The sequence below is a fragment of the Enterobacter cloacae complex sp. 394F7 genome (genome assembly GCF_057320385.1).
Genome location: NZ_JBXWCS010000001.1, coordinates 1 through 12,430, shown reverse-complemented (window position 1 = coordinate 12,430; position 12,430 = coordinate 1). Strand labels below are relative to the sequence as shown.

The window sequence follows — 12,430 nt, the reverse complement described above, 5'->3', positions numbered from 1 at the left end:
CCGCTATCCTCGCTCCGTCTCTTGCGCCAGAACCACCTGTTCGCCCGCCTGCAGCCCTTCCAGCACTTCGGCGTACTGCCGATCTTGAATGCCAATGCGGATCGTGCGGGACTGCGTATTTCCATCTTTAACGGTGGTGATGGTGTAACGATCGGCATCCAGCGCCTGGCCCAGTGCGGCAACCGGAACACGCAGGACATTGCTGGCCCTGGCGATCTGAATAAATACCTGTGCCGTCATGGATGTTTTGAGCTCACGCCCGGCGTTAGGCACTTCGAACGTACCGGTGTAGTAGACTGCCATCGCCTGCGCGTTCCCGCCCATACCTCTCTCACCGGACGCCTCCATCGCGTCCTGCGGCGCAGGCTGCACATAGCCCATGGTACTGGCGTAGCGTTTATCCGGATTGGCGATGACATAAAAACTGAGCGGCTGGCCGGGATGAATTTTTTGGACGTCCGCTTCTGAAATACGCGTTTGCACCTGCATCGTATCGAGATCCGCCAACACCAGGATGGTCGGCGCCGTTTGCGAAGAAACGATGGTCTGACCTTCACGGGTCACAATACCCAGCACCTCGCCGTCGACCGGCGCGACAATGCGGGTATAGCTGAGGTTGGCCTGCGCCGTTTTCACCGCCATTTCAGCCTGTGCAATCTGCGCCTCGCTCACCGCTATCTGCTGCACCTGCACAGCGTATTGCGATCTGGCCTGCTCAAACTCACTGCGCACCCCCGAGCCGTCGCGCTGCATCAGGCGCTGTCGGTCCAGCTCCTGGCGGTAACGCAGCAACATTGCCTGCGCAGAGCGCTTTTGCGCTCGGGCGCTGGCAAGCTGCGCCTTTGTATTCCTGAGTTCCGATTCCTGTAACGTCGGGTCGATTTCTGCCAGCAGTTGCCCTATCTTCACGCGCTCTCCCTGGCGAACATACAATTTCCGCAGCTGTCCGTTGACCTGCGCACCGACGTTAACCTGTACCGCCGGCTTCAGGATCCCCGTCACCAGCACCACCTTTTCGATGTCGCCGGTGCCGACAGTGTCCACGGGTAAACGCGTATGCGGTGAGGGCGAGGCCATAGACACCCAGACGCCCGCCATCGCGGCGGCAAACGCCAGACCGCAGCCCAGCATCACCCAGCGAGATTTATGCTTCATCGCTCCCTTCCCGCAGGCTGAGCCTGCCGTCAACCAGGTGGTAAACCTGCTGAAAGCCCGATAAAACCTGCTCGCTATGCGTGACAACAATCAACGACTTACCGGCCCTGCGGCAGTGGGCGTGAACCGTTGCCATGACGATTGCCGCGGTTTCGTCGTCAAGATTGGCCGTCGGCTCATCGAGCAATAACACCGGACGTGAGCTGTACAGCGCGCGGGCCAGCAGCAGGCGCTGACGCTGGCCGAGAGAGAGCGCCGCGTGGCTTTCGCGGATCAGAGCATCCAGCCCACCCGGCAATGCATGCACCACGTCACCCAGCGCGAGAGCATCAAGCAGGGCCTCAACCCGTCCGCGGTCACGCTCGCGGTAGTGCGCGTCGAATAAGGTGATGTTTTCACGCACCGAGGCGTTAAAAAGAATGTCCTCCTGGCTTTGCAAATAGACATACTGCGCCAGATGCGCGGCAGGCAGCGCGCGACCGGCGGCATAACATCCTCCTGCCTGAGGCGAAAACAGCCCGGCGATCAGCCGAAGTAAGGTACTTTTACCGGCCCCCGACTCGCCGACTATCGCGATCTGCTCACCCGCCGGCAGCGATAATGAGACGGATGAAAGGACGGGCACAGCGGGGTCATACCCGTAGCCAAGCGCCTCAAAGGCCAAAGCATGCGTTGTATCCGCTGTCGGTACCGCGATCAGCGGCGCGGGCGCGCGTTCTCCTCCTGGAGCAAAGAGGGCATGTGCGCGGGTGTCGATCACGTGCAGCTGCGTTTTCTGGATGATGGCGTAGAAGATCCGCGTGACGTAGGACGTGAAGATTTGCCGCAGGAAGCTGTAGGCAAAAAAATCGCCCAGCGAGATCTGCTTGCCGTGGACCATCGGCAGTACCACCAGCATAAACGCCACCATCTCCAGGCTGCCGCATAGCTGATAGAGCCCTTCTTTCACCTGTTGATAGACCTTCTGGCGCTGTAGGCATGTGTAGAGTTCGCGGCTTAAGGCGGCAAACTGCGCCTGACGCTGCCCTTCCAGCCCGGCGGTTTTGACAGTCAATATGCCCTGAAGGGTCTCCATGAAAAAATCATTCAGCGCAGCGCTTTTCAGCTGTAGCTGCTGGGTAAACCAGCGATCGCGGATCACGGCCCAGACGCTGATAATCCCCATCACCGTCACGCCGATGGCGGAGATCGCCGCCAGGATGGGCGCGATCCAGAACATGATCGCCAGCGCGATCGCACCGATCACCCAATCGGAACGCAGACCATTATCCAGTTCGATCTTCTGCAGCAGGCCCATCTGCCAGGCCGTGAAGCGGCTGAAGATCTCCCCCGGCGCGCGTTTTTCAAAAAAACGGAGGGGGTTTTGAAGCAGGCGAGAAAAGCCGACACCGCTGTGGATCAGCACAAAGCGTTTAATGTAGCGCTCGGCGATCGCCCGAACCCCCAGCGCCATCAGCGAAGAGACCACAAAGGCCAGAATAAACCAGCCGTACGGGAAGCCGCTGCTCTCAACGCTGGAGAAAGCCTTATTGATGGCACTACTCACCATCGTGGGCATCAGAAACAGTGTTAACGACACCATGAAGGTCAACAGCATCAGCCGATATATGCCCGGCACATCTGCCGTCTCCTGCATGCTCATCACCCGAGGCATGCTCTGTCCCACTGTCGGTCGCGCCAGCGCGGGATCTGCAGCGAGCCTCTGCTCTGGCTCCAGTATCAGGGCATAGCCGCTGATCTCCTGCTTAAGCGCGGCAAAAGGCAGCCACTGCTCGCCAATCGCCGGGTTCATCACGCAGACGTGGTTGCCTTTACGCCAGGCCAGCAGGACATAGTGGCTCGCGCCGTAGTGCAAAATGGCTGGCAGCGGGAGTTCACTGAGTTCGTGATGCTCAAACAGCACAGGGGCCGTCGCAATGCCCAACCGCGCCAGAATGGCCATCAGCGTGTCCAGCGACGTACCGTGGTCGGAGGCTGGAAAAATATCGCGCAGCGTTTCCAGTGAGATCGTCTGTCCCTGCGTTTGTGCCAGCATTGCTACACACGCCAGTCCGCACTCGTTGGTCTCTTCCTGAAAGATCAGATTCGGGATCGTGTTTTTCATTGTTATCGTGAGTGATTAATAAAGTAGAGAGAATGGCTGTGCCACAGGAGCCACTCCTGCGGGGACGCTCGCAGGGTAGATTCAATGATGTCGGGCAGCGCGCTGGCGACATGCTGGCTGCTCACCGGCGGATGAATGTGAATACGCAGGCGGTTGTCATAGCTCAGGTGATAAAACACGACCTGCGCAGCTATCGCCCCGGAAAGACGCACCAGACCACCGTGCAACCTGGCGCTGCGACCAAATAAACGACATGGCTGTTTCGCCACCAGCATCCCTTCAGCCTGCGAGGTATAGTCGGGCGTGATATCGGGGAAAATAATCATGTTCCGCTGCCCGGCGGCGACATCGGTGATGAGATCCATCAGGTTGCTGGCAAGCGTTTTGTTTTCCTGGTGGATTGAACAGTAGTCAAGTGCTACGCCGCCGAATGCACGGGCGGGAGCGCTGTAAAGCTCCGCGCTGGACGAGACCACCACACTGGCTTTCCCCGGCGTGACGCTGGCACCAATGATGGCAGCGAGCACGTCAGACACCGTATGGATCGGTGCCAGTATGTAGGGTGCATTTTGCTGGTACAGCGGTGTGACCACCGCATTGAGTTCCGCTGCGCAAGTACGCATTTGCTGAAGCAGCGCCGGGTTTTGCGCCCAGGTGGCGGCCTCTTCCAGCAGGCGTCGCCGTACTGTCAGCCAGGCCACGTTCAGGCGGATTTTTTGCCCGGTCAGGCAACGAACGTTTTCATTCGCCACCGCGTTACGCAAGCGAAACGCACGCCCGAACAGTCGCGTTGCGCACAGTCCCTTCGCCACGGTCAGCGTCACAGGGAGAGGCACGACGCGCACTATTTTCCTCAGAAAAACAACACCGCACTGAGTAAGCCTTTGCTGAATGTCTTCAATCTTTCCCGTGCTGTTTTTAAAACTCAACACGCTCCAGATTATGAATAATCTGACCACGGGATTATTTATCCTCTTCGAGCAATTCCCGAATGCGCTGCGCAAACGCCGGGAACTCGCGATCCTGAGCAACAACATAGCGTTTATTAATAATAAACATCGGGGTGGCGTTGATATCATAGTAAGCAGTAATGGCCGCCATTTCGCTGAGACGTTCTTTTACCGCCTTGCTTAGCCTGAACGTATTAAACTTGACGACATCAATATTATTTTTGACTAACCAACCATTCAGCTTTTTTTCATCCGTCAAATCGACGTTGCGCGTGATAATGGCGTTATACGCACTGTCGCGAATCTGCTTTTCTATCCCCATCGCTTCCAGCGTCGCAAAAAGCGGTGCATAGGCTGCAAGACCATTATCCTCGTCAGCAATATGAATAGAGGTAAATGTGCTGTCTGGCGGCAGAGTACGGCTAAATTCCGCGAGGTTCTCTTCGTTTGCCGCACAATAATGACAACCATAAGACATGACTTCGATAATACTGCGCTCATTTTTAATCGGACTGTTCGCCTGGATGTCGGGGCTGACCTCGCGAAATGCCTGCGTCTGCGAATCATCTCTCGTAAAAGTTTTAAAAACAAAAATATGGTAACAAAGTACCGTAATCAAAACGGAAACCATAATCAGAAAGATCGAATAACCGATCGCGGATTTGCGCGTACAGGTAGTCACTATCGTATTCTCTCAGTGGAAAATAAGAGCCTGAGGGTGTTCAGCCCCCAGGCAGTGTCGATGTTAATAGCGGTTAGGGATCCCACCGCATTTGCTGGAATCAGCATCTCTCATTGTGGTCGTACAGCCATGCTTATCTGTACAGGTTGTGATCTGCTTACAGGAGGTGACGCCACCAACGGTGACGTTTTGATACGTGATTTCACACGTCTTGCAGGTTCCCCCCACAATCCTCGCGGCTTCAAATGCGGTCAGTTTTTTCATTTCCGTTCTCCTTACTTCGGGTTAATGGCGTGCAATATGTTGCACTGTTAAATCGGTAATGTGTTCTACCGAAAACGTGGCTCACGGATTCAGGGCATAATGCCGCGAAACGCAGAGAATAAAGCGATATTGCTTCTGATATTCAACCTCTTCATTAAATGGCGTTTGATATAGCTCAAGCGACGAATGTCGACGTTTACTTCGTCTGATATTTGCGACAGGGATTTCCCCTTAAATAGCTCTTCCATCAACCACCACTCACTCCCGGAAATCGTGGGATCCACGCTCCGGTCATAAAGTTTTTTTTTCGTATAGTTGACCAGCGATGCACTAAAGCAACATCCCTGACGTGTTTTATCCAACAGACGCTGAAAAAAAGGCGTGATGCTCTCCATATTTTCAGTTTTGAGCAACCAGTGCGCGGTGGGCAAAAGCGAATACAGCGCAAAAAAAAGAGGCATATTATGTTTGCTTAAGAGAATAATCAGGTTTTTATTTTCCTGCTGATAGAACTCTTTCATTAATTGCAGCGTGTGAAGCCGCTCTCGCGGCAGGCTGTCTAAATCACAGAGGATCCACATGCAACCCTCGTCATTAACCTGACGCTGTAATTGAACAAAGAGCTGATCGTAATCATCCGTTAAGGAATATAAAACGTCCGCTTGTTCTGCGAGTAAACTGGTAATAACCATTTTAATTCCTTGCGAATAAAAAATATTTTTATCGTAAAGAAAGAACTGATATCTCATGTCGCAGCTCCCGGTTAACGCCGCTACTGATAATCCAACGTATAATGTGCAGTGGCGGTAAATGGCCCGGTAGTTAACGTTCCGCTTGCCACGGCATCGGGTTCCGCTTCAACAAAAGCCTGGAAGCTTAGCCGTAACAGGGTGTCGTTGATGAGAGTGGGACGGGTGGCGACATTCAGGCGCACGGGAGTATCATCCTCCTCCAGCAATCCAATCCCTACCCCGCCTGCATTACCCGGCGCTGTTGCGTTGATGGCCAGCCGGTCCGCCATATTGGCGTTGGCGATGCCGCTGAATGTTACCGTCACCGCGTTAAAGACGTTCGGATTACAGTCCTGCAATTTAATCGCGAACGGAACCGGTGTCGTTTTTCCGTTTATATACAATGACTTTGTTGATATCTCACCAAAATCCACCAGGATCCGACCCGACTCTGGCGCAATACTGCACGGGTAAGCCATGACGACGCCTTTAAAGCTAAGATCGCCACCGATCAACTCTCCCCGCGCCCAGGCGGGTGCCGCAGCGAAGACCGTGAGATAACAGGTGAGGATGATTATCATGCGATGCATATTCCCTCCTTACTGGAATTCAGCCACAACCGTCGCCGACGCATGGAACTCGCCTTCGGGAATAACCGAGGTAGTGTTTTTGGCCACCGGCGCGGCGATCAGGTTCCAGTCACCTTCGTTGTGGGAAAATCCCGGCACGTTATAGAACGTGTTTGGCACCACAGGATTACCCTTGCTATCACGCAGCGCGATCCCCAGTTCAGACCGGTCGACGGCTCCCTGCGTACTCAGGTATTTACCGTCACTGAATGCTGGATTAGCTTGCTGGATCCCCAGCTTGATATTCAGCTCTCCCTGGGAAAAACTGCCGCCCTGGCACTTGACGTGAATCGGTACGTTTTGACTGTAATTGATGCCATCCAGCCGACTGCCCGTCCCCGGAATGTTGCCGAAGTCAACGACGATGGGCGTCCCCTGATTCACGATGCATTTATCCGGTACGGTGATGACGCCTGAAGCGATGGTGACGCGCGACAGTGGCGTTTGGCCCATTGCCCCCGGCCCCAGTCGTCCATAAAGTGTTGCGATTTCTGACCCCTGCAAGTTGACCCCATTGATAATGGGCTTGGTGATCATAAAGGTCACTTTCCCCTTCGCACCGGAGGCAAACTGGTTGTCCAGTATGGTGCTGGGGGGGTTGCAGTAGTTCTGATTGACGTTATTGGAGACGTTATCAAAGGGTACGGTTTTGTACTGCTGTAGATTACCGCCGATGTAGATCTCGATTTTGACGTCCATGTAGTCATTCAGCTTGAGGTAACCCGCCGTCATTCCTGATTGGGTTAACGTTGCCTGCGACGTGTAATAGACCGGCTGGCTTATCATCGGCTGCGCGCAGTACGCGCGGCCCTGAAACATCCCTGCCAGATCAAATTCGTCGATAACGACAGCACCGACCTGATTGCTGGTAATATCATGATTGTTAATGTTGATCAGGTATTCATAGGTGCCATTTACCGCCTTAATTTCACCGTCCACCACAGATCGTGCCGCCCCGGAAAATCCGAGCGCACACATCGCCAGAAGAGCGGCATAAGGATAAGGATGTTGCATTGTCAGGCTCCTTCCTTGTTAACCCTGCTGGGCAGGGGGTAACGCCTTACAGGTATTGCCATCACAACGGAATTTCAGTTCCGGATGCCCGCCATAGTCATTCACAAACTTCATAGAAAACTGACTGACACCGGCGTCCGTTACCGCAAACGTCTGGCTCGATTTAGGCGCAACCATGATCCCCGGGAAACGGGTGATCTTCACCCCGTCTCCTTTGGTCAGGCTGAGGATCGTCACGTAGTAAGGCGTAGGATTCTGCACGGTCATTTCGCTGCCGCTTTTCTGGAACACCACCCGATCCTGCCAAACTTCCCCCTTTGTCTTCGGGATCACCGCTTCAGGGCGATAAAACAACTTGATGCGTGATTGCATTGCCAGTTGCAGCGTGTTGGGTTTTTCCGGTTTTGGCGGAATTTCCCTGACGTTGAGGTAGAACAGGCTCTCTCTGTCCTTCGGCAGTTTTTCGATACCAGCCGTTTTAGTGACCCGCGCGATCCCTTTCTGCCCCCCATTAATTCGCTGTAACGGCGGGAGTACAATCAGCGGAGAGGCGATCTTATTGCCCTTTTCATCCTCCACCCACGACTGGGCCAGGAAGGGGATATCCGGGCTGGTATTGGACAAATTGGCGCTGGACGAAGACTCTTTCTCCGTAATGATGATGCGCGTCCGATCCAGGGAGACGCCTGCCTGCGCGTAGCCCGCCACCAGGCTCAGCGCACACGCCGCCGTAAGATATCTGCTATGTCTGTTCTTGCTCATTTTTAGCCTTTCATTACAGTGAGATAATGCTTACTAAAGGATTAACGGCACGGCAGAAGCATGTCCGAACGTCCGTTGTTCTCTCCAGGCGGGACGGTTACTTTGCACTGCTGTTTGCCCCCCCACATGACATTCAGGGTTTCATTGGCGTTTATGCCCGCAAGCCATGCCTTTCCGTCCTCCAGCACCATGGCGACGCTTACGCCATCGGTGTTGTAAATTTCTGCCCCAAAAGGAGGGACGCTGTTATCAACGAGGCGCAACGTGCCCATCATTTTCATCCCTTTCGCCATCCCAAAAGCCTGATAGCCGATGGCCCCTTCAGTCAGGGTGCTGGTACTGATGGCTCTGGCCGGTTCGATATCGCCATCCATGGCGTCGACATCTACGCGGGTATCAAAGCTGTTGTAACTCACTACATCCGGTACAACGGCAATACCGAAGCGGTTAGTCCGGGACTTTTCACCATTGAGTGGGACGCCGCCAATGCCGTTGGTATCGACCATGACCCGCGCCGTGTTCATTGTTGCGCCACTGTTATGCATCGCCGCACCGTGCCGGGTCGCCGTAAAGCCGCCGCGCAGAGTGGTGCTTAACGCCATAAACTCATTTTGCTGGTAGCTTGCGTTGGTATTAATTTCCGCCCACTGCGAACGGTGCAGGTAATAGCCGTCAACGCTGGCGTTACTGTTCTGACTGGCACCCGCGCGAACGCGCCACAGATTGTTGAAGTCGCTGTTGTCGGTGTATGACGCCATTGGACTGGTTTTACCGTTGTTGGTCTGGACGTCCAGACCCGCCCATTTGTTATCCCCAATCGGCACAGACAGCGAGAGGGAGATTGAGTCGTCCTTACGCCCTTTATAATCGGTACGGTAAGCAGAAAGATTGGCGGTGATGCCGTTGATATCGCCAACGCGGAAGGCTCGCCCCACGGACATGCCGTATCGATCCTGGCTGCGCTGATTCCAGTAGTTTTGGTGGGTCCAGGTAAGAAAGACGGTCGTCGCTTTACCCGCCTCACCGGCCCAGAAGGTTTTACTCCCGGTAATGGTGTAGAGCTGTTTCTCGCGTCCGACATGGTCATAACCCTGATAACGCTCATCAAGGTATTGCGCCATCGTGCGGAAGTCTTCCTGTGAGAAGCGGTACCCCGCGAACGTGATTGAGCTGTTGTATTCGTCGAAGGTTTTTGCGTAGCTCAACTTATATGAGGTACCTTTCAGGCGTTTGCCGTCAGGCTCACGGCTCCACGACTCTGTGGCATCCAGAGAGATCGCCCCTAACGCGTTCAGATCGCGACCTATACCCAGAGAGGCTGCAGTGTAGGCTTCACCCGATGACTGCAGGCCACCGTACAGCGACCACGCGTTGCTGATCCCCCAGGAGAAATCGCCAGACAGGAACGTCGGTCCCTTTAGCGAGTGGTTATAGCGGGACGGCGTGCCACCAGAGAGGTTGTAACGAACATAGCCCGGACGCGTGAGATACGGAATGCTGGCGGTATTCACCTGGAACAGCGATACCGAGCCATCCTGCTCCTCAACGCGTACATCGAGCGTACCGCGCACTGAACTGCGTAAATCCTGAATATTGAACGGTCCGGCGGGGACGGTAGTTTCATAGATGACGCGCCCGCTCTGACTGACGGTCACTTTGGCATTCGAGCGAGCAATACCGTGGATTTCAGGCGCATAGCCCTGCAGCGCAGGCGGCAGCATCCGCTCATCGCTGGCGAGGTTAATCCCGGTAAATCGCAGCGTATCGAAAACCTGCGAGTTCAGGTAAATCTCCCCCAGCGTCAGTTTTGCCGCCATCATCGGCAAAGGCCGGTAGGCGTAGATCTGGTTCCAGTCAAAACTGGATTGATGGTGCTGGCTGTAGTAGCTGGTCTGATATTCACCGCGTATGCGCCAGCCGCCGATGTTGGCTCCCGCCTGACCGTAACCTGATATCGCGCTGTAGTTTTTATTGTCGCTGAACTGACGAGTCAGCTGCCCGTTAATGCTGTAGTCAAAAATCAGGCCAGCAATACCTTCATCCCAACGTTCAGGCGGCGTCCAGTCAGGATCGTTGTACTTCATCCATGCCTGCGGCACGGTGATATCAAGCACGCCGGCATAGTTGCTTAATTTCGCGCCCGACAAACGCTGCAGGGAATAGCAGTTTTCATAGATTTGAGCGATCTGTGAACGTGCGTCTTCTTTCAGCGCCAGTTTGTTCAGCAGGTCGCCGCTGATACACGGCAGCGTACGATTGCCTTCAGGCGATTCCACATAACGGATTTTCTCCTGGCCTACCGACTGGCCGTTAATATGGATATCCAGCAGATAATCACCAGGTGTGACATAGTTATCTGTCGCAAAACGTGACAGATCAATACGGGTACGATCTGAAGCATCCAGAACATCAGTATTAAACTCAACGCGCTCTTCTCCGCGCGCCGTTGCTGCATAGCAGCAATTCATCACCAGGAGAGCAATAATTGTAAGATTCGTTTTTAATTTTACTGACATGATCCCCGTCCTGAACAAATCCATTAAAAGCGTCCAGCGTTCCACCGCGTTATAATTATTTTGTTAATGCCTACAATTAAAATATGGAGAAATGCCGTCATGACTTTCGCGTAAATCGTTCCATCGCGATGACAGTGAAATAAAGCAGCATTAAAAATCCATTTTATTTTCGTTCTTTAACAGTGCGGGATAATTCCCGCACTGACGATGCTCTGCGGATTACTGATAAGCAATCTCGAAGTTAACCGTTGACTGGAAGGAACCCGCCGTTACGGTCGCACTTGCGCTTTCTGCTTTCACATATGCCACGAACGGAATGGTGTTGGTGCCATCAACCAACTGAACAGGCGTGGTTGCGTTACCCCAGACGACGTCCTGGCTGGCGCTGTCACGCAGGCCAATACCGGCACCCGACGCAGTACCAGAAGTGAAGGCAGCCAGAGACGCATCCGTTGGGTTTACGCTGGTTGGGGAGTACGTTACCTCAGCTGTTTGTGCAACGGTGGTGTCACAGTGCTGCAGTTCAATGTTCTGATGTACGTTTCCGGCGCGCGCACCATTAGCCAGTGCAGAAACTGGAATTTGGCCGAAATCAACGCTTACCGGGCTTGAGCCTGGCGCCAGACCACATGCGGTATTCACCAGTTCGCCCTGGAATTCAATCTGGCCATTCGTCGTATCAGCGAATGCAGACATTGAACTCAGAGCTGCGGTCAAAGCAACAGCCATAGCAACTTTATTCAGTTTCATAAAATATCCTGTTTTTACCAATATCCTGAGAAATAAAGAGTCGTCACGCTACACAAATGATATACGCGAGTGAAATTAACTCTTGGTTTAGTTCTTAAAACGATATGCGAATAATGAAACTCGCCTAATATTAATTCCCATCGTTTCTTCGAACTAATTCAAATGCTACCAAATCACAATTTCATCACAAAGCAATACATTTAATGTGGGATAGATACGCATTATTAACTCGTAAGGCTCAAAAAACAGGGTTTTATATCTCGCAGAGTGGTATGAATAATCTGAAATTTATGATGCTTTTACCACATATATAAATATATAAAAAAATGGGAAATTAAGAAATTTCGTAGAGGGAAATGTGAATTTGTTTAATCATGGGGAGAAACTGTGCTGTCGGATGCAGTCACCCGCAGGGAGAGGGAGAAAACAAAAGCAAAAAACCCCGCACCTTACGGTACGGGGTTCTTCTTATTTGATGCCTGGCAGTTCCCTACTCTCACATGGGGAGACCCCACACTACCATCGGCGCTACGGCGTTTCACTTCTGAGTTCGGCATGGGGTCAGGTGGGACCACCGCGCTAAAGCCGCCAGGCAAATTCCTGTGCTCTGTCCTGTGTCTTTTGGGCTGATACTGCGTTGGCTGCTCTCGTAAAGTCAGTCACATACCTCAGTATGCTCCTTCCTTTCCTTCGCTTGCCGCCTTGTCTCAGCGCAAAATCCTTCGGACTCTGAATCAAAGCTGAAAATCTGTCTCTCTTCGCCAAAACATCTTCGGCGTTGTAAGGTTAAGCCTCACGGTTCATTAGTATCGGTTAGCTCAACGCATCGCTGCGCTTACACACCCGACCTATCAACGTCGTCGTCTTCAACGT

General features: G+C 53.4%; 11 protein-coding genes and 2 rRNA genes. All 13 read right to left on the bottom strand.

Going from position 1 to position 12,430, the window contains the following annotated elements:
- Positions 1-3 precede the first annotated feature (3 nt).
- Entirely contained in the window at positions 4-1,155 is a 1,152-nt protein-coding gene (locus tag AC2FAK_RS00065; protein WP_095455161.1) for an efflux RND transporter periplasmic adaptor subunit, read from the bottom strand.
- Positions 1,145-3,259: a peptidase domain-containing ABC transporter gene (locus AC2FAK_RS00060; RefSeq protein ID WP_095455162.1), complete on the bottom strand. Its 2,115-nt coding sequence runs from the start codon at positions 3,257-3,259 to the stop codon at positions 1,145-1,147. Before AC2FAK_RS00060 ends, AC2FAK_RS00065 begins: the two co-directional genes overlap by 11 nt.
- A gap of 2 nt (positions 3,260-3,261) precedes the next feature.
- Positions 3,262-4,218 (bottom strand): ABC transporter, encoded by a 957-nt coding sequence (locus tag AC2FAK_RS00055; protein ID WP_095455163.1) that lies wholly within the window; start codon positions 4,216-4,218, stop codon positions 3,262-3,264.
- A gap of 4 nt (positions 4,219-4,222) precedes the next feature.
- Positions 4,223-4,840: a DsbA family protein gene (locus AC2FAK_RS00050; protein ID WP_095455170.1), complete on the bottom strand. Its 618-nt coding sequence runs from the start codon at positions 4,838-4,840 to the stop codon at positions 4,223-4,225.
- 114 nt (positions 4,841-4,954) lie between these two features.
- On the bottom strand, positions 4,955-5,155 hold the full coding sequence (locus AC2FAK_RS00045; RefSeq protein ID WP_013095127.1) for a DUF4762 family protein: 201 nt from the start codon (positions 5,153-5,155) through the stop codon (positions 4,955-4,957).
- Between the two features lie 89 nt (positions 5,156-5,244).
- Positions 5,245-5,904, bottom strand: coding sequence for a transcriptional regulator (locus AC2FAK_RS00040; RefSeq protein ID WP_095455164.1), 660 nt, complete (start codon positions 5,902-5,904; stop codon positions 5,245-5,247).
- 23 nt (positions 5,905-5,927) lie between these two features.
- Entirely contained in the window at positions 5,928-6,476 is a 549-nt protein-coding gene (locus AC2FAK_RS00035) for a fimbrial protein (RefSeq protein ID WP_048972343.1), read from the bottom strand.
- Positions 6,477-6,485: 9 nt separating this feature from the next.
- Positions 6,486-7,529, bottom strand: coding sequence for a fimbrial protein (locus tag AC2FAK_RS00030; protein WP_023622584.1), 1,044 nt, complete (start codon positions 7,527-7,529; stop codon positions 6,486-6,488).
- An 18-nt stretch (positions 7,530-7,547) separates the two neighbouring features.
- A complete protein-coding gene (locus tag AC2FAK_RS00025; protein ID WP_094084812.1) occupies positions 7,548-8,291 on the bottom strand; it encodes a fimbrial biogenesis chaperone in 744 nt (247 codons plus the stop codon).
- 41 nt (positions 8,292-8,332) lie between these two features.
- On the bottom strand, positions 8,333-10,807 hold the full coding sequence (locus AC2FAK_RS00020; protein WP_095455165.1) for a fimbria/pilus outer membrane usher protein: 2,475 nt from the start codon (positions 10,805-10,807) through the stop codon (positions 8,333-8,335).
- Positions 10,808-11,026: 219 nt separating this feature from the next.
- Entirely contained in the window at positions 11,027-11,557 is a 531-nt protein-coding gene (locus AC2FAK_RS00015) for a fimbrial protein (protein WP_013095121.1), read from the bottom strand.
- Between the two features lie 477 nt (positions 11,558-12,034).
- Positions 12,035-12,150, bottom strand: a 5S ribosomal RNA gene (rrf, locus tag AC2FAK_RS00010).
- Positions 12,151-12,339: 189 nt separating this feature from the next.
- A 23S ribosomal RNA gene (locus AC2FAK_RS00005) occupies positions 12,340-12,430 on the bottom strand; the annotation flags it as partial.